This is a genomic window from Arthrobacter sp. WCS2018Hpa-7 (assembly GCF_031843805.1).
In the GTDB taxonomy this organism is placed as follows: Bacteria; Actinomycetota; Actinomycetes; order Actinomycetales; family Micrococcaceae; genus Arthrobacter.
In genome coordinates, this window is record NZ_JAVTJB010000001.1 from 128,874 (window position 1) to 147,255 (window position 18,382).

Below are 18,382 nucleotides of genomic sequence, written 5' to 3' on the forward strand. Positions count from 1 at the left end.
ATGACCGAACAAGTAACCCCTCCCTGCCCGGGAGTACGACGAGAGCACGACAGCCTCGGGGACGCGGACGTCCCCGGGGCTTCCTACTGGGGCATCAGCACGCTCCGGGCCGTGGACAACTTCCCCGTCAGCGGACGAACCATCGGCACCCTGCGTTCCCTCATCTGGAGCTTGGGTGCCGTGAAGTACTCCGCGGCACGCGCGAATGAAAGCCTGGGTCTTCTGGATCCGGACAAATCCGCAGCCATCCAAAAGGCTTCCCTGGAAGTCATGGACGGCGGTTGGGATGACCAGTTCGTGGTGGACACCATCCAAGGCGGAGCCGGGACCAGCACCAACATGAACGCCAACGAGGTCATTGCCAACCGCGCGCTGGAACTGATGGGCCACCGCAAAGGCGACTACTCCGCACTGCATCCCATTGATGATGTGAACCGCAGCCAGTCCACCAATGACGTCTACCCAACCGCCATCAAGATTGCCCTGCAGCGGGAAATATCGGAGTTCTGCGAGGAACATGCCAGGCTCATCCAAGCCTTTAATGCCAAGGCCACGGAGTTCGCCGGCATCATCAAAGTGGGCCGCACCCAGCTGCAGGACGCCGTACCCATGTCCATGGGACAAGAGTTTGGCGCCTTCGCCGACACCCTCCGTGAGGATGGCCAACGGCTCCTTGAACTCCTTCCCCACCTGCGTGAATCCAACCTTGGAGCCACTGCAATCGGCACCGGCATCACCGCTTCCCCCGGGTATCGGGAAGCTGTGATCAATGAGCTCAGTTCCATCACCGGCCTGCAGCTCACCTCTGCCACCAACCTTGTGGAGGCCACCAGCGATACGGGCGTCTTTATGCTCGTGTCCGGCGTCTTGAAGAGGGCTGCGGTGAAGCTCTCCAAGATCTGCAACGATCTCCGCTTGCTCTCCTCCGGCCCGCAAACAGGATTTGGCGAGATCCTCCTGCCCGCAGTGCAGGCAGGGTCCTCCATCATGCCCGGGAAGGTCAACCCGGTCATCCCGGAGATGGTCAACCAGGTTGCCTTCCGGGTGATCGGCGCGGATGCCACCGTGACCATGGCCGTGGAGGCCGGGCAACTCCAACTCAATGCCTTCGAACCGGTCATTGCTGACGCCTTGCTTGAGTCGATCGCTTGGCTCACTGTGGCCTGCCGCCAACTCCGGACACACTGCGTGGACGGCATCACCGCCAATACGCAGATGCTGCAGCAGCGGATGATCGAATCCATCAGCGTGGTCACCGGATTGGCACCCCTGATCGGGTACGCCGCCGCGGCCGAACTGGCCAAGGAAGCTCTCGCATCCCATCGCGGCATCGCAGAACTGGTGATGGAGCGCGGACTGCTCGACCCACAGAAAATGGAGGCGGCGCTTTCGGCCAAGTCACTGGCGGGACTCGGCTGACCGGATAGCTGCGCAGGCAACAACGCAGTAAGGCTCGACGGCGGCACTCACGCGAGTGCCGCCGTCGAGCTTTGCGATCTTTAGCCACAGCAAAAGGGGACCACGCCTGCCTGGCGTGGTCCCCTTTTACTTGGTTTTTCTGGTCAGACTGCTCCGCTCGCCACCAGCGCGTCCTGCTCATTGTGGGTGAGGTAGCTCCGCTGGATGGTGATCTGGTCTGCTACGTACTTTGCGTCGTGCCAGACGCCCCAGATGAAGCTGGATCCACGGCGTGACTGCCACGGCAGCCCCAGGAAATACACGCCCGGCTCTGTGGATACGCCGCGTTGCTGCAGCGGCTTTCCTTTGGCGTCGAAGGCATCCACTTGCAGCCAGCTGTAGTCCACGGCGAAACCAGTTGCCCACACGATGGAGGTGATTCCCGCTCCGGCTAGGTTGAGCTCGCGGATGGGGTTGGTGAGGCTCTCCGGGTCCGGCCTGAGGAAGCGGGCTTCGGGTTCCTCCGGCAGGTCCAGACCGTTGCGTTCAACGTAGGCGTCGGCTTCGTCGAGCAACTCCAGATAGTGTGCATCGCCGTTCGCGATGTTGGTTCGGAGGTCATCCGCGAAGCGCATGGTGCCGTCGTGGATCTCCATGGTCCGCCCCACGAGCTTGATGCCGTTCCCGGCGAGCGCCCGGAAATCCACGGTGTGGCCGCCGTCTGCCCCGCTGACCGCGATGGTCACATGTTCGGCACCCAGGGCGGGCGTGGAGGCATCCCACTTGCCGAGCACACCGAGCCACCAGCAGAAGTCCCGGCCACGGTAGTTCCGCGGGGGGCGGTCATGCGGCCCCACCGAAAGATATACCTGCCGGCCCGAACGCTGGATCTCCGCGGCGATCTGCACGCCCGAGGAACCGGCCCCCACCACCAGGACTGCACCTTGCGGCAGTTGGCCGGGGTTGAGGTACGAGCTTGAGTGCATCTGCATCAGGCCGTCAGTTTCAGGAACGACGGCGGGGATCACCGGACGCTGGAACGGCCCTGTGGCGGCGACGACGTAACGTGCGTTGTACTCGCCGTCGGATGTTTGCACGTGGAAGCCCGGCGCGCCGACGTTTCTGCGCACGGACTTGACCTCCACGCCGCAGCGGATGGGCGCGCCGATCTTCTCGGCGTACGCCACGAAGTAGTCGGCAACCTGCTCCTTGGACGGGAACGAACCGGCGTCGATGTCGGTGAATTCCAGTCCCGGGAAGCGGTCGTGCCAGGCGGGTCCGTTGGCAACCAGCGAGTCCCACCTCATTGAACGCCACCGCTCGGCAATGCGGTGGCGTTCCAGGACGATATGGGGGATCCCCCGCTCGCTCAAGTGCTCGCTCATCGCTACCCCGGCCTGGCCGGCGCCTACGACGAGGACCTCAACCTCTTGGCTTGACATGTGATCTCCTATGTGGCGAAAGGCCACAGCGCGCATCGACGCTGCGGCCCTTTTCTGTGACGGTTAATTCATTCTCACGTGCACAAAGTGCATCTGCATAGTGAATAAAACAGCACAACCGCATCTAAATTTATGATGACCACCCTCCGCAACACCACATGCCTGTGGCACCATGGCATACAGCTTGCAAAGCCCATCGGGTACCTCGGATCAGCAAGGAGAATGTGACATGAGCACGCCCATAAAGATCGCTGTGACTGGCGCGGCCGGCCAGATCGGCTACAGCCTCCTCTTCCGGATCGCCAGCGGTGCCCTCTTCGGTGCCCATACTCCAGTGCACCTCCGGCTCCTGGAGATCACGCCCGCATTGAAGGCACTGGAGGGTGTTGTCATGGAGCTCGATGACTGCGCATTTCCAGCGCTCGAGTCCGTGGAAATCGGCGACGACGCCGACCATATTTTCGACGGCGTCAACCTGGCCTTGCTCGTTGGCGCCCGTCCGCGGACCAAGGGCATGGAACGCGGCGACCTGCTCAGTGCCAATGGCGCTATTTTCACAGCACAGGGGAAGGCGCTGAACCGGGTCGCGGCCGACGACGTCCGTATCGGCGTGACAGGCAACCCGGCCAACACCAACGCCTTGATTGCGATGAACAATGCCCCGGACATCCCCGCCGAGCGGTTCAGCGCCCTGACCCGGCTGGATCACAACCGCGCCCTTGGACAGCTCGCTAAAAAGCTCCACGTCAGCGTGGGGGATATTCGGAAAATGACTGTCTGGGGCAATCATTCTGCAACGCAGTATCCGGACATCTTTCACGCAGAGGTCGCCGGCAGGAACGCGGCCGAGGTGGTGAATGATCAGGGCTGGATCGAGAACGACTTCATCCCCACGGTTGCCCGGCGAGGTGCGGCGATCATCGATGCCCGGGGTGCGTCTTCCGCAGCATCGGCAGCGTCGGCCACCATCGACGCAGCCCGCGACTGGCTGCTCGGCACACCCGAGGGCGATTGGGTTTCCATGGCCGTTGCCTCCGACGGATCATATGGGGTGCCCGAAGGTCTCATCTATTCCTACCCGGTGACCACTTCAGGCGGGGACTGGGAAATCGTTCAGGGACTGGACGTGAACGACTTCAGCCGCAGGAAGATGGATGTGTCAGCCGACGAGCTTTTCGAGGAGCGGGCTGCCGTGGCTGAACTCGGCTTGATCTGATCTTTATCAGCGACGTGCCGTTGGCGTGACCAGCCGTGCAAGGTCGGTGCCGGGTGCCGCCAGCCGGTCCACTGTGCTGAAGATCAACTCCTGCATTGCTGCTGCGGCTGCTGAAGGACCAACGTCGTCGCGTCTGGCCAGGTTGACGGTTCGTGTCAGCGAGGGATTGACCAGTCGTGCGCTGCGCAGTCCGGGCCGTCCGATGACTACCATTGCCGGCACCACCGCCACGCCCAGCCCCCGTTCCACGAACCGCAGGACGGCGTCCATCTCGGCACCTTCCACCGCGATCACCGGCTCCAAGCCCTTTGCGGAGAACGCAGCCTCGGTGGCCATTCGCAGATCATAGCTGCGGTTGAAAGCCACCTGCGGAATGCGCGCCAACTCTTCCAGGGTGAGTTCTTCCGGCGACGCCGATCCCGCGGCGGAGACAACCACCAGCTCCTCGGTCAGCAACGGAATCAGCTCAGTTCCCTTAACGGCGGGGTCCGCTCCGCGGGTGACCACCAGAGCCAGATCCAGCGCGCTTTCGTTGAGGGCATCAACCAGGAAGCGCGAACCGCCTTCAGTGATGTGCAATTCAATTCCGGGATGCGCGCTTCGGAAAGAGGCCAGCACATCGGCCACCAGTGAGACGCACAGGGTAGGTGGGGCGCCGAGGCGAATGCGGCCCCGGCGCAACCCTGCGAGCTCGTTCATCTGCTCCCGCGCGGTCTCTGCGTCGCCGAGCATGCGCCGGGCGATGGGCAGGAGGAGTTCCCCCGCATTCGTCAGAGTCGCCCCGGACGGTCCGCGGTGGAAAAGGGCCATTCCAAGATCGGCTTCCAGGGCTGCGATCTGCCTGCTGAGGGAAGGTTGCGCGAGGTACAACTGCTCGGCAGCTCGTGTGAAATGGCCCACTCGGGCGATCGCCTCGAAAGAGCGTAATTGCTCCAGCTTCATGCTCATAGCCTAAACGCATCGACTTCAGTCAAACAATGCATTGGAAACATCAAGCCGCTCCTTCTAGCGTTGGCACCATGAACCTCAACACCATTCCAGAACGACTCATGTCCACCACCGTGTTGGTGATCGGGACCGGTGGCGCCGGCCTGCGCGCCTCGATTGAACTCGCCGAGCGAGGAGTCCAGGTGCTGGCGGTGGGTAAGCGTCGCAAGCACGACGCCCACACGAGCCTTGCCGCCGGTGGCATCAACGCTGCTTTGGGCACCATGGACCCTCAGGACAGCTGGCAGCAGCACGCCGCCGACACCTTGCGGGAGTCCTACTTCCTGGCCGACCCGTCCATCGTGGAAACCGTTGCCCGCAACGCCGCACGCGGGATCGAGGACCTGGAAAAATGGGGAATGCCCTTCGCCCGAGAGGACGATGGACGAATCTCCCAGCGCTTCTTCGGCGCGCACAAGTATCGCCGCACAGCCTACGCCGGGGACTACACCGGGTTGGAGATCCAGCGCACTCTGATGCGCCGGGCGGCAGAGTTGAACGTGCCCATCATTGACACTGTCTACATCACGCGGTTGCTCGTGGCCGACGGCACCATCTTCGGAGCGTATGGATTCGACGTCGTGGACGGGACCCCCGTGCAGATCCACGCCGACGCGGTCATCCTGGCCGCAGGCGGACACACCCGCATCTGGCGGCACACCTCTTCCCGTCGCGATGAGAACACCGGCGATTCCTTCCGGCTGGCTGCCCTGGCCGGAGCCCGGATCCGCGACGCCGAGCTGGTCCAGTTCCACCCTTCCGGCCTCTTGGAGCCCGACGACGCGGCCGGCACGTTGGTCTCCGAGGCGGCACGCGGAGAAGGAGGCATCCTCACCAACGCCCTCGGCGAGCGCTTCATGGAACGCTACGACCCCGAGCGCATGGAACTTTCCACCCGGGACCGGGTTGCGCTGGCCGCCTTCACCGAGGTCGCCGAAGGTCGCGGGACCCAGAAGGGCGGGGTCTACCTGGACGTCTCCCACCTGCCGCGCGAAACCATCATGGAAAAGCTGCCACGGGTCTACCGCACCCTGATCGACCTGCAGATGCTGGACATCACCACCACCAAAATCGAGATTGCTCCCACCGCTCACTACTCGATGGGTGGGGTCTGGGTTGCGCCCGAGGACCACCGGACGGGAGTGAACGGCCTTTATGCAATCGGCGAGGCATCATCCGGGCTGCACGGCGCAAACCGCCTCGGCGGCAATTCACTGATTGAGCTGCTCGTCTACGGACGTATTACCGGCGAACATGTGGCGGACTACGTCCATTCGCTCACCCACCTCGTACGGGATCCCGCCGCTGTAGGAATAGCACGCGGGGAAATGCAGTCACTGCTCAGTGAACGCGGAACAGAATCCGCGCGGCGGCTGCAGCGGGAACTACGCAACCTCATGACCGAACACGCCGGGGTGGTCCGCACTGAACAGGGACTGGAACAAGGACTCGAGAAGCTGGCCGCTTTGGAGGAGCGCGCCCAGCTCGTCACCGCCCACCCGGACATCGCCGGGTTCGATGATCTGGCCCACGCTTACGACCTTCTGGGATCCCTGCTGGCAGCACGGGCTACCCTCGAGTGCGCCCTCGAACGCCGCGAAACCCGCGGCGCCCACAACCGTGCTGACTTCCCGGCGGCAGATCCCTCACTCCAAGGGAACTTTGTCTGGTCAACAGATGAGGGCGTCAGATTCGAAAGTCTGCCTCCGGCTCCGGATTCCTTCCGAGCCCTGGCCCAGGCCAGTGCGGACGACTCGGTCGCCGGCAAGCTCGTCGAGTAGAACACCGCCACCACCTGACCGAGGGACAGGACGTTTACCGGGTGACCTCTTCCAGCAACTCCAGAACATGCCGGTACTGGGAGCCCGTGGCCCGTGTCATGCCAAGCTCGCAGGTTCTGTTGCAGGAGGCGTGGGCAGCAGCGTCCAGGTCCGCTACGTCCGCGGCCTGACGCGCTGTTGCCGACGCCGTCAGTTCCGGATGCAACATGCCCCTGTCACCGGCGAACGCACAACAGCCCCAGTTTTCGGGAATGTCCACGCGTTCTGCCACTGCACCGGCCACCACACCCAGCGCATCATTGAGACCCATCCGCGTTGACGAGCACGTGGGATGCAGCGCCAATGAGTGCAGTCTCCCGTGCTCGGGCAGCCGGGGCAGAATCCGTTCGGCGGCGAAGTCCACGGCATCCACGATCCGCAGGGGAAGTTGACCTTCCGGTGGAATATCCGATTCAACTGCATGGCGCAGGCCCTCGGTGCAGGACGACGCGTCACAGACGATCGGCAGCTCGCCGTCACGGGTTGCCGTCCGGAGTGCTTCCACGGTTTTCGCTTTCATGGTTTCCTGGCCGTCAGCCATCCCTTTGGAAGACCACGGCGTTCCGCAGCACAGGCGGTCAATGCCTTGGGGCACCAGGAGTATGAGGCCTGCCCGGGCAGAAAGCTGCTCAAAGCTGTACTGCACACCCCGCCCCAACCCCGCCGGCCCGAACATGGTGTTGACGCAGGCCGGGAAGTACACAGCGTCAACGGGCCCCGCAGGGGCAGGGCGTTTCCGCGCTGAACCTCCGCCGGGAAGCTCCGCGGAGTAGAGAGGTACGGTGTCTGCCCCCAAGACTGCCCGTGCTGCCTTGTTGGGCGGGGTGATGACGGCCGTCGGAAGCTTGTCAGCCACCGTCAGCGCAAGAGCCGCGACCCGGGTGACACCTTCCCAGTCCTTGGCTGCGGCGTTCCACGCACGGTTGGCGAGTTTGCCGGCGTCGTTCTTCCTCAGGCGCTTCACCAGTGATCCTGTGTTGATGTCCACCGGGCAGGCGGTTTGGCACATGCCGTCCACGGCGCAGGTGTCCACCGACTCGTACTCGTAGTCTCGCTCCAGCTCCTTCACCAACGCCACGTCTCCGGCCAGTCGCGCAGATTCGATGGCGCGCAACGTGACGATTCTCTGGCGCGGCGTGAGGGTGATGTCCTTGCTGGGACACACCGGTTCGCAATAACCGCAGGAAACACAGCGGTCCACTTCCTCCGCTACTGGCGGCGCAGTCTTGATGTGCCGGAGGTGGGCCACGGGGTCCTCATCCATCACCACACCCGGATTCAGCATGCCCGCGGGGTCGAAAAGGCGCTTGATAGTGCGCATGACGTCGTAGAGCTCGTCGCCGTATTGCCGCCGGACGAACGGGGCCATGACCCGCCCCGTGCCGTGTTCGGCCTTCAACGATCCTCCTTCGGCAAGGACCAGGTCCACCATGTCCTCGGTGAAGGCGCTGTAGCGGTCCAGTTCGGACGTCGAGGCAAAGCCGTCGGTCAGCATGAAGTGGACGTTGCCGTCCTTGGCATGGCCGAAGATCACGCTGTTGCTGTACCCATACTTTTCAAACAGCCCTATCAAGCCCCGGCAAGTGCGGCCCAGCACGGGCACCGGCACCACAATGTCTTCCAAAAGGGCCGTGGTGCCTTGAGGGCGCGCACCGGCCACGGAGGCATAGAGTCCCTTGCGCAGCTGCCACAACCGGCCGCGATCCTTCGCGTCGGCGGTGAAGTGCGCCGGCGCTGACAAGCCCAGACCCTGCAGAATTTCCGAACCGCCCGCCTGAAGCTCTTCCAGCTGACCGGCAGTACCCGCGGAGTACTCCACCAGGAGGGCGGCATGGTCGCGGACCGCTATGTCATGGACGACGGCGGGCGTTCCCTTGAGCGTCTGGCCCACCTTGAGCGACAACGCGTCCATGAGTTCAATGGTGGCGGCTCCCGTTTCCACCAGCCCGGGCAGCGCGGCGTTTGCTGCCTCAAGGTCCGGGAAGACCAGCAGACCCGTTGCAGCGTGCTGGAGCCGCGGAATGGTGCGGAAGACCGCCTCAGCCACGAATCCCAGGGTGCCTTCGCTGCCGATGATCAGGTGTGCCATGATTTCTGCCGGGTTCTGGAAGTCCAGCAGGGAGTTCAGCCCGTAGCCCATGGTGTTCTTCATGGAAAACTGCTGCCGGATCTTCCGCGCAGAGTCCGGGTTGTTCCGGACCCGCTCGGCCAGCCGTGCAAGGCCCTGGTACAGCTCCGGCTCAACGGTGCGGAGCTTTTCACCGGCATCCGGCGCCCCGGTGTCCATGACCGTCCCCGAAGGCAGCACTACGGTCAGCGACTCCAGGGTGCGGTACGTGTTGTCCACGGTGCCGCAGTTCATGCCGGAGGAGTTGTTGGCTACCACCCCGCCTACCGTGCACGCCGCTTCGCTTGCCGGATCGGGCCCGAACTTCCGGCCGTAGCCTGCCAGCCTCGCGTTCAGTGCCCGAACGGTGACGCCGGGCTGGACGCGGACCCGGGCGCCGTCGTCGAGCACTTCGATGTCCCTGAAGTTCCGGCGAACATCCACCAGCACGCCGTCGGTGACGGCCTGCCCGCTCAGGCTGGTACCGCCGGAGCGGAAGGTCAGCGGCACGCCCTGGGCTGCGCTGGCACGCAACAGACCTCCGACGTCGGCAGCCGTCTTCGCCGTGATGACAGCCTGCGGAATCAACAGGAAATGCGAGGCGTCATGGGCATTGGCGTGGAGATCGATGGCGCGGGTACTCACTGCGGCGGGATCCTCCACCGCAGCGCGGAAGCCTGACACGTCAAGAGAAGCCACGAGAGGGCACCATCCAATCCAATACGGGAGTGGACTGCATTATCTCAGCAGTTCAACCGCCTTACGTGACGGTGACCACAATCTTCCCGCGAGTGTGTCCCTCCATGTTGAGCCGGAACGCGTCAGCTGCCTCAGCCAGCGGAAGGGCCTGCGCCACCTCCACCCGGATCTTGTGCTCGTCCACGAGTTCGGCGAGTTGCTGCAGTTCGGCACCGACGGGATTGACCCACATCCAGGTGCCGCCATGGGCTTCCACCTCGCTGTCGGCGATGGAAGCATGCCGCCCATTCCCGGCCAGCACCTCCAGCGTTGCTTCAAGATTGCCACCCACGAAGTCGGCCACGACGTCCACGCCCTCAGGACGCAGCGCCTTCACCCTGTCAGGGAGGCCGTCACCATACGCAACCGGCTCAGCACCCAAGGACCGCAGGAAATCGTGGTTCTTCTCCGATGCCGTGGCGATCACCCTAGCGCCCCGCGCCGCGGCGATTTGGATACCCAGCGACCCCACGCCGCCGGAGCCGCCGTGGATCAGCACGGTCTCACCGGACCGCAGACCCAGGCGGTTGAGGACCTGGAAGGCCGTGAGCCCAGCCAACGGCAGCCCCGCCGACTCGTTCCAGTCCAATGACGCCGGCTTGCGGGCCAGCAACCGCTCCGGCAGTGCGATGTACTCCGCAAAACTGCCACCGTGGACGTAGTCCTTGCGGCCATAGGAGATCACTTCCTCGCCGACCTTGAAATGGGGAGCATCAATACCCACAGCTTCCACGACGCCGGCAACATCCCAGCCGGGGATCGCCGGAAATTGGAGGTCCATGAACGAGTCCAGGTAGCCCGCCATAATTTTCCAGTCCACCGGGTTGACCGCGGACGCCTTCACTTTGACCAGGACCATACCCGGCCCCACTTTGGGCATTGGCCGCTCCGTCAGTTCAAGGACGTCGGGGTTTCCGTATTCGCTGTAAGTCATTGCCTTCATATGAGCGCCAACTCCCATTTAGTGCAGGGTATTCCAAGGAGGCACGACGGCGGCCTGCCGCCTAGTCGAAGAAGCCCACTATGTAGCCGATGAAGTACAGCAGCGTGAGCAGGACGCCGGCACCGATGGCTGCCAGCCAGAGGAACTGCGTGCCCTTCCTGGGGCCGCCCTCGTCATGACCCTGGGGGCCGGCCGTTGATGCTTCACCCGGAGGCGTTTCTCCCGGGGGCACTCCGCCGCCCGGTTCCAGGCCTGTGATCTTGTCCTCGTAGGGATCGGGGTTGCTTCCTGACATGTCCATCACTCCCTCGATTGCAGTGCTGGTGCTGTGTTCAAGGTTACTGGTGCTCTGTCCAAGGCGACAGGCCGGGGCCGGACTCCCTCCGGACCGCATCCTGGGTCGAGGTCCGGAGCCGATACAGGGAGGTGGTGGCCGTGATGTAGAGATCGTGCCCATCAGGCCCGCCGAAGCAGAGGTTTGAGACCTTTTCCGGAACATCGACGGCGGCCAGCAAACCACCGTCGGGCGAATAGATGCGCACAGACGATCCTGCCGAGGTCCATACCCGCCCCTCGACGTCCACGCGGAACCCGTCAGAAGCCGCGTCGTCTTCGAGCTCAATAAAAGTCCTGCCCTCTCCGCAGCCGCCGGCCTCAACGGGGTAGACAGCAATCCGGAACGGCACTCCCAGGCCTGGACCCGCCGTGTCAGCTACATACAGGAGCGACTCATCCGGAGAGAACGCCAGCCCGTTGGGGTGTACCAGATCCGTGACCACGGGTGTCAGTTCTTCCGTTGCCGGGTCGAAGCGGAAAACGTAGCAACCGCCGTACTCCTGCTCACCTTCGTGCCCTTCCACCGTCCCGGGCAAAATTCCGTAGGGCGGGTCGGTGAACCAGACCGCCCCATTCCCGGCCACCACAACGTCGTTGGGCGAGTTGAGCCGATGCTCACCGAACGCTTCAACGATTGGCGACACCACGCCGTCGTGGTCCCGCTCAATACGCCTGCGGCCGTGGCTGCACTGCACCACGCTGCCGTCACGGCCCAGCGTCCGCCCGTTGGTGTAGTCGACGCCGGTGGCGTACTCGCGCGTCGCGCCGGTAGCAGGCGAAAACTCAAGGATCCTGTTGTTGGGAATGTCGCTCCACCGAACGGTCTGCGACTGCGGAATCCAGAGAGGACCCTCCGCCCACACGGTTCCTTCAAACAACTTTTCCAAGGTGCCGGTGATCAGTTCATCCATGTGTTCGAGACTAATCGTTCGCGGGTTCAGAGCTGGGTTTCGCGGCCGGCTCGGTGGTGTTGCCCTTCTTCTCAGCCGGCATTGCCACCACCGCCACGACAGTAAGGACTGCACTGACAAGCACAGCCACGAACACGGCAGTGGAGGCCGAAACGGTGGTTTGCGGATCGGGACCGCCGCTGGGGCCGTTGGCATAGATAGCGTTGGCAATGGCACCGAAAACAGCCACACCAATGGAACTGCCGATGGAACGCGCAAAGAGGTTGGTACCGGTAACCACACCGCGTTCGTTCCATTCGACGCTGGTTTGCGCGGCAATGAGGCTCGGCGTTGCCACCAGCCCGAGTCCGAGCCCAACGATGAAGCACGCCACCGCCACCAGCAGGATATTGGGTGTGGAGGCAGTGAGGGCGAGGACGGCTGCGCCGATTACCGTGATCGTGATGCCGATGATGCCTGTGTTCCGAAATCCGATGCGGAGATACAAGCGGCCCGCTTGCGACGCACTGATGGGCCAGCCAATGGTCAAGGCCGCCAAGGCGAGGCCGGCCAGGAGGGGTGAGGTTTTCAGGGACCCTTCCAGGAACGTTGGGACGTAGGAAGTAAGCCCGAGCATGACCGCACCAACGCCGAACGAGATCATCGCCGTCGTCGCCAGCAGCCTGCGGGAGACAACCCAAGGTGGCAGGACCGGTTCTGCAGCCTTCCTTTCCACCAAGAGAAACGCAACCAGCAACAAGGCCCCGCCGGCAAAAACAGAGATGCTGATGGCGGAGTCCCATGCCCAAGCTTGGCCGCCTTGAAGCGCCCCGAGGATGAGCAGGCTCAAGGAAACCGTCAGCAGCCCCGCGCCCAAGTAGTCGATGCGGTGCTTGGTCCGCTCCACCTCCTCGTGGAAGGTCCGGAGGAGCATCCAACCAGCCAGAAGGCACAACGGGATGTTGATGAGGAAGATCCCGCGCCAGATTCCCAGGGATGCGAAAACGCCTCCCAGCGTTGGGCCCACCACGGAAGAGACCGCCCACACACTGGCCAGGTAACCCTGCACCTTTGCCCGTTCGGCCAAGGTGTAGATATCGCCCGCGATCGTGATTGCCACGGGCTGGACCGCGCCGGCCCCGAGCCCCTGGAGCACACGGAATGCAATGAGCGCCGGCATGCTCCAGGCCAGCCCGCAGAGAATCGAGCCAAGCAGGAACAGGCCAATCCCACCCAGGATCATCGGCTTACGGCCCACCACATCCGAAAGCTTGGCGTAGACGGGCACGGAAACTGCCTGCGCCAAGAGGTAGGCAGAGAACAGCCAGGGGAAGGAGGCAAATCCGCCGATGTCCTCCACGATCGATGGCACCGCCGTGGCAACAATGGTGGCATCGATCGCCACCAGGCCCGTGGCGAGCATCAGTGCAATCAGAATGGGTCCACGCCGGGATCGGAACCCGACTCCTTCTTCAGCCACTGTGCTCATGTGCTCCCCTTCGCGTCGTCATCACCAGTTGCGCTCCCATGGCGTAACCCGGCGGGATGGTGAAATAGTCCCGGCTGGGTTTCGGGCGCCACCGCATCGAGCACCGTTCCGACGTTTACACACCGCGGTAATCAGCCGCCTGATGTCCAGTTCTGCTCGTGGAGTCGCTCGAATCCGTCGAGAAGCAGGTCCAAGGCAAACTCGAACTCGAATTGGTCGTCGCAGCCATTCCCGACCACGGACTGGTCGTCATGCGCTGCAGCCATGGCAATCCGAAAAAGATTGGGGTAGCTCTGCGCCATGTGCCGGGCCATCGCAGCTTGGGCTTCCGCCGCGATACGTGGCTGGTCCTTGGCGCCGTTCCCTGCTGAATCGTCAAAGACCTCTTGAGTGAACCCCCACATCCGGCTGCCCAGTGCATGCATCACGTGGTGCGTCAGGTCCTCGGAGAATCCACCCGCCAGGAACATGCCCACGAAGGAATCCATGTATCCGAGGACCGCCGGCGTGGTGTTGGTGCGGGTTTCGATGACAGGGCGGGCCCACGGATGCCGAAGGAGTGCCCGCCTGGCCGAAAGCACCCGGAGACGGACCACAGTCTTCCATGGAGCGCCGGGCACGGGTGGGTCGATCTCCCCGACGATGGTGTCCACCATGCCGTCGAGGAGTTCTTCCTTGTTGGCGATGTGCTTATAGAGCGCCATCGGAACTACGCCCAGTTCCTGTGCAAGTCGGCGCATGCTCAATGATTCGATGCCTACCTCGTCAGCAAGGGTGACGGCTGCTTGCAGCACTCGGTCGCGGTTCAAGGGCACGCGCCGCGCGGCCTCCGCCAGCTGGGTCATGCGTTCATCCCTCCCCTTCTGCAGCCAAGGTCCGAGCATGACCTTGACAGGTATGCAGCGTACACCTAGTGTTTCGATCATAAAGGTGTACGCCGTACACCTCTGTTGCTAGGCGGAGTCATGAGATCGAATACCACCGCATCTTCCCGGAGCCGCCGCATGAAGTGGGTGGTGCCCGCGGCGCTGATTGCCCTCAGCCTCATTCCTGTCATTGCCGGCGCGGCGCGTCTCACACAGCTGACCGGCGGCGCAACCGTCACTCCGGAAAACGCCAGGTTCTTCGCCTCGCCCCTCCCGGTGATAACGCACATCGTCACAGTCACGGTGTACAGCCTGTTGGGGGCTTTTCAGTTCGTCCCTACCCTGAGGCGGGTGCCCGGACTAAGCCGCGACATGCGGTCCTGGCACGAAACAGTCGGGCGCATTCTGGTTCCGGCAGGCCTGCTCGCCGGCCTGTCCGGCCTCTGGATGTCCATGTTCTACGCCCTCCCGGAAACTGACGGTGAGGCACTGCTGGTTCTTCGGCTGATCTTTGGTACTGCCATGGTGGGGGGCATCATCCTGGGAATCCTGGCAATTCGCCGACGAGACTTCGCTGCGCACGGAGCCTGGATGACGCGCGCCTACGCCATCGCACTGGGAGCTGGAACGCAAGCCCTGGTGCTGCTGCCGTGGATCCTGATGGTTGGCCCCACCGACGAGACCACGCGTGCAGTCCTGATGGGCGCGTCCTGGGTCATCAACCTGGTGGTGGCCGAGTACGCCATTCGACGGCGCCACGCAGTGTCCGGTCGCAAAACCCGCCCGGCGGGTCGGGCACTCACTCCTGAGACGACGACGGCGGGCCACCGGTCGGTTCCGTGAGGAACCAAGGTGACCCGCCGTCGTCGTGCTTGAGTAAGACTTAGTCGTTGATCAGGTCGTGAACAACGATGGTCTGGTCGCGGTCCGGGCCGACGCCGATGGCCGAGAAGCGCGTGCCGGAGAGCTTTTCCAGGGCCAGCACGTAGTTGCGGGCGTTCTCCGGGAGGTCTTCCAGCGTGCGGGCGCCGGTGATGTCTTCGGTCCAGCCGTCGAAGTACTCGAAGACGGGCACTGCGTGGTGGAACTCGGTCTGCGTCATGGGCATTTCGTCGTGGCGAACGCCGTCGACGTCGTAGGCAACACAGACCGGGATCTGCTCGATGCCCGTGAGGACGTCCAGCTTGGTGACGAAGTAGTCCGTGAAGCCGTTCACGCGGGCAGCGTGGCGGGCCAGGACGGCATCGTACCAACCGCAACGACGGGGGCGGCCGGTGTTCACGCCGAACTCGCCGCCGGTCTTCTGCAGGTAAACGCCCATCTCGTCGAACAGCTCCGTGGGGAACGGGCCGGCGCCAACACGGGTGGTGTACGCCTTGATGATGCCGATGGAGCGCGAGATGCGGGTGGGACCAATGCCGGAGCCGACGGACGCGCCACCGGCTGTGGGGTTGGACGAGGTGACGAACGGGTAGGTGCCGTGATCGACGTCCAGGAACGTTGCCTGGCCACCTTCCATGAGCACAACCTTGCCTTCATCCAGGGCGTTGTTGAGGACAAGTGTGCTGTCGATGACCAGCGGGCGCAGGCGCTCGGCGAAAGCGAGGAAGTAGTCCACGATCTCGTCCACCACGATGTCCCGGCGGTTGTAGACCTTGACCAGGAGTTCATTCTTCTGGCGCAGCGAACCTTCCACCTTCTGGCGGAGGATGGACTCGTCAAAGACGTCCTGGACCCGGATGCCCAGGCGGGCCACCTTGTCCATGTAGGCAGGGCCGATGCCACGGCCTGTGGTACCGATGGCGCGGCTGCCAAGGAATCGCTCAGTCACCTTGTCCAGTACCTGGTGGTACGGAGCAACCAGGTGGGCGTTGGCCGAGACGCGCAGGCGGGACGTATCCGCGCCACGGGCTTCAAGGCCGTCGATCTCCTGGAACAGGGCCTCGAGGTTCACCACGCAGCCGTTGCCAATAATAGGAATGGCGTTGGGGCTCAGGATGCCCGCGGGAAGGAGCTTCAGCTCATACTTCTCACCGCCAACAACCACGGTGTGCCCGGCGTTGTTACCGCCGTTGGGCTTGACCACGTAGTCAACGCGGCCACCGAGCAGATCGGTTGCTTTGCCTTTGCCTTCGTCGCCCCACTGGGCTCCGACGATCACGATAGCGGGCATGGGATCCTCCCCCATTCTTTCGGGCCAAGCCGAGATGGATTGGCGCCGTACATGAGAATGCCCCGACGATACCGGTGCAGCCTGCCATGTGGGCTGGCATACGCAAGAGTTCGGGGCTCTTACCAGCCAAGTTTAGCCGATGACGTGGGTTTCTCTGGTGTCAAGGTGTCTTGAAAGGCGGCCGGGTGAAGTTTTCCCCAGGGAAACTTCGGCGGGTTCTGCTGTGGATGGTCATGCGACGTTTGTACAGGAACCGCCGATGCCAGCGATGATTCCTGCATTCGCCCTGACGGAGACTGGAGTGGACTTCCAACCGGCCTTCGTGATGTAGATGTCCACTTGGAACTGCGTGTTGAAACCCAGCAAGCCTCCCAGGAGCGTCGCGGGGATATCTGTGGTGTAACCGGCCGGTGTTCCCGTCGTGTTTGCCACTCCCGGATACCCCTGCAGTGTTGTCACGGCTGATCCAGCGGTTGTGAGGTGAACGTCGATCACAGCGTCCGTCAGGTTCGGATACGCGGCTGGCGGTTTCCAAAAAACCCTGACATAGGCACCCACGCCCAGAAACACCGGGTGGAACTCGCAGGAACCGTTCAAGCTTGCGGGAGGAACGGTGATGGCGCCGAAGCTGCCTGCCGAAAACTGTCCCCGTTGCCACGCCGCCTCCGTGACGGACGGCGGCGGGTTCACCACCGATAACACCATGGCAAGAGGAAGCGCCAGCAACAGTCCTACCCGTGCCCGCTTAAGCGCGGTCACTGCACACCACCCCGCAGCCGGGCCAGCCCCACTGAGCTACACGGCCGCATGCTGCCCGGTCCTGCGTCGGCGTGGACTCCGCGGCCACAGCACCCAGGTCACCAGCGAGGATACGGCGACGGTGGTGGCGCCGAGGACCACAGGGTTGGCGGCTGCGGCCAGCGGATGCGCGAGCCCCGGCACGGACCAGAGGACCCGCCGGACGTTCTCCACCACGTAGGGCGCGGGATCGGCTTCGGTGTTGGCATCGCCCTTCATGGTGATGGTTCGTGTGGTTCCGTCCGCAGACTCGATCGTTTGGACCCTGTGCGTAATGGGCAGCTTCCCAGGCCTGTCCACGGTCACCACGTCGCCAACGGCGATCTCCTCCGCCGGGATCTCGCGGACTAGGGCCAGTGAACCGGCCGGGATTGCCGGCGACATGGACCCCGTCTTGAACATGATCAGCGTGATGTTGAACAGCAGCGCGCAAACCACCGCAAGGATGCACACCGCGCCACCCGCCGCAGCGACGTTCAACACGGTTTCCTGCAGCCTGCCGCTGAACCGACGGCGGCTCATGAGCTCGAGGTGGCAGTAAATTGCCAGGTAGCGGTGGTGGTTTGGCCCTGCAGTGCATTGTTGGCGCCCGCCGGAAGCGTCACTTCGAAGCAGAACTGCGTGGGTGCCCCGGGGAGCGTTGCCGTCGCGGCGGCCAAGGAATTGACGACGCCGGCCGCTTGCCCTTGCGTGAACGGCTTGGCGCCGTCGCTGCCCACCACGAAGGTTGCCGACCCCGTGAACGACGCGGCCTCGCACGTCGCAGAACGAACCACCCGGTAGCGCAGGGCGGCACCCAGATCAGCAGTGCCGGTACCGCTGCTGGTCACCACGGGGACACCAAGGACCACTTCGCCTGCCACTGAGGTTGCCTTGGTCCTGATGGCGAACGGCGCGTAGGCCACACTGCCGGGGCTCATGGCAGTTGCTGTGAAGACCAGCGCAGCACCGGGCGAAACGTCGTTGGCACTCCACGTCCCTGAGGCGCTGTATGGTTTGGTGACGTTGGATTCGGTGACGAACACGCTCGCTCCGAAGGAACCCGTGGCGAAGTCGCTGTCAGTCCACGATGCCAGGGTCACGGTGCTCCCGATCCCCAGCACCAACGCCCCCGCGAGGAGTGCGCGGATGCGGAGCAGGGCCGCACCGCGCTTGGTTTCGGCTTCTCGTCGGCCCATG

General features: G+C 63.6%; 16 protein-coding genes. 4 read left to right on the plus strand and 12 right to left on the minus strand.

Annotated elements, in window-relative coordinates:
- A complete protein-coding gene (locus RQH14_RS00615; RefSeq protein WP_311211412.1) occupies nt 1–1,419 on the plus strand; it encodes an aspartate ammonia-lyase in 1,419 nt (472 codons plus the stop codon).
- Nucleotides 1,420–1,562: 143 nt separating this feature from the next.
- On the opposite strand, the gene RQH14_RS00620 is transcribed toward RQH14_RS00615, so the two are convergent.
- On the minus strand, nt 1,563–2,840 hold the full coding sequence (locus RQH14_RS00620) for an NAD(P)/FAD-dependent oxidoreductase (RefSeq protein WP_311211413.1): 1,278 nt from the start codon (nt 2,838–2,840) through the stop codon (nt 1,563–1,565).
- Between the two features lie 229 nt (nt 2,841–3,069).
- Between RQH14_RS00620 and RQH14_RS00625 the strand changes: the two genes are divergently transcribed.
- Nucleotides 3,070–4,056, plus strand: a complete 987-nt coding sequence (locus RQH14_RS00625) for a malate dehydrogenase (protein WP_311211414.1) — start codon at nt 3,070–3,072, stop codon at nt 4,054–4,056.
- 6 nt (nt 4,057–4,062) lie between these two features.
- Here RQH14_RS00625 and RQH14_RS00630 read toward each other — a convergent pair whose 3' ends face one another.
- Nucleotides 4,063–5,004, minus strand: a complete 942-nt coding sequence (locus RQH14_RS00630; protein ID WP_311211415.1) for a LysR family transcriptional regulator — start codon at nt 5,002–5,004, stop codon at nt 4,063–4,065.
- A 71-nt stretch (nt 5,005–5,075) separates the two neighbouring features.
- On the opposite strand from RQH14_RS00630, the gene RQH14_RS00635 reads away from it, so the two are divergent.
- Nucleotides 5,076–6,824: an FAD-dependent oxidoreductase gene (locus RQH14_RS00635; protein ID WP_311211416.1), complete on the plus strand. Its 1,749-nt coding sequence runs from the start codon at nt 5,076–5,078 to the stop codon at nt 6,822–6,824.
- 34 nt (nt 6,825–6,858) lie between these two features.
- Here RQH14_RS00635 and RQH14_RS00640 read toward each other — a convergent pair whose 3' ends face one another.
- The 6 genes from RQH14_RS00640 to RQH14_RS00665 form a co-directional block, all read right to left on the minus strand.
- Nucleotides 6,859–9,669, minus strand: a complete 2,811-nt coding sequence (locus RQH14_RS00640; protein WP_311211417.1) for an FAD-binding and (Fe-S)-binding domain-containing protein — start codon at nt 9,667–9,669, stop codon at nt 6,859–6,861.
- A gap of 61 nt (nt 9,670–9,730) precedes the next feature.
- The gene (locus tag RQH14_RS00645; protein ID WP_311211418.1) at nt 9,731–10,651 is read right to left on the minus strand and encodes an NADP-dependent oxidoreductase; all 921 of its coding nucleotides are present in this window, start codon (nt 10,649–10,651) and stop codon (nt 9,731–9,733) included.
- Nucleotides 10,652–10,712: 61 nt separating this feature from the next.
- Entirely contained in the window at nt 10,713–10,946 is a 234-nt protein-coding gene (locus RQH14_RS00650; protein ID WP_311211419.1) for a DUF6480 family protein, read from the minus strand.
- A gap of 43 nt (nt 10,947–10,989) precedes the next feature.
- Complete coding sequence (locus tag RQH14_RS00655) at nt 10,990–11,898, minus strand: SMP-30/gluconolactonase/LRE family protein (protein WP_311211420.1); 909 nt, start codon at nt 11,896–11,898, stop codon at nt 10,990–10,992.
- 10 nt (nt 11,899–11,908) lie between these two features.
- On the minus strand, nt 11,909–13,366 hold the full coding sequence (locus RQH14_RS00660; RefSeq protein ID WP_311211421.1) for an MFS transporter: 1,458 nt from the start codon (nt 13,364–13,366) through the stop codon (nt 11,909–11,911).
- Nucleotides 13,367–13,497: 131 nt separating this feature from the next.
- Nucleotides 13,498–14,211: a TetR/AcrR family transcriptional regulator C-terminal domain-containing protein gene (locus tag RQH14_RS00665; RefSeq protein WP_311211422.1), complete on the minus strand. Its 714-nt coding sequence runs from the start codon at nt 14,209–14,211 to the stop codon at nt 13,498–13,500.
- A gap of 120 nt (nt 14,212–14,331) precedes the next feature.
- Between RQH14_RS00665 and RQH14_RS00670 the strand changes: the two genes are divergently transcribed.
- Nucleotides 14,332–15,075, plus strand: coding sequence for a DUF2306 domain-containing protein (locus tag RQH14_RS00670; RefSeq protein WP_311211423.1), 744 nt, complete (start codon nt 14,332–14,334; stop codon nt 15,073–15,075).
- Between the two features lie 40 nt (nt 15,076–15,115).
- Here RQH14_RS00670 and RQH14_RS00675 read toward each other — a convergent pair whose 3' ends face one another.
- The 4 genes from RQH14_RS00675 to RQH14_RS00690 form a co-directional block, all read right to left on the minus strand.
- Nucleotides 15,116–16,405, minus strand: coding sequence for an adenylosuccinate synthase (locus tag RQH14_RS00675; protein WP_089593539.1), 1,290 nt, complete (start codon nt 16,403–16,405; stop codon nt 15,116–15,118).
- A gap of 231 nt (nt 16,406–16,636) precedes the next feature.
- A complete protein-coding gene (locus RQH14_RS00680) occupies nt 16,637–17,164 on the minus strand; it encodes a hypothetical protein (RefSeq protein WP_311211424.1) in 528 nt (175 codons plus the stop codon).
- Between the two features lie 36 nt (nt 17,165–17,200).
- Nucleotides 17,201–17,725, minus strand: coding sequence for a signal peptidase I (locus RQH14_RS00685; RefSeq protein WP_311211425.1), 525 nt, complete (start codon nt 17,723–17,725; stop codon nt 17,201–17,203).
- The gene (locus RQH14_RS00690) at nt 17,722–18,381 is read right to left on the minus strand and encodes a SipW-dependent-type signal peptide-containing protein (RefSeq protein WP_311211426.1); all 660 of its coding nucleotides are present in this window, start codon (nt 18,379–18,381) and stop codon (nt 17,722–17,724) included. Before RQH14_RS00690 ends, RQH14_RS00685 begins: the two co-directional genes overlap by 4 nt.
- Nucleotide 18,382 lies beyond the last annotated feature (1 nt).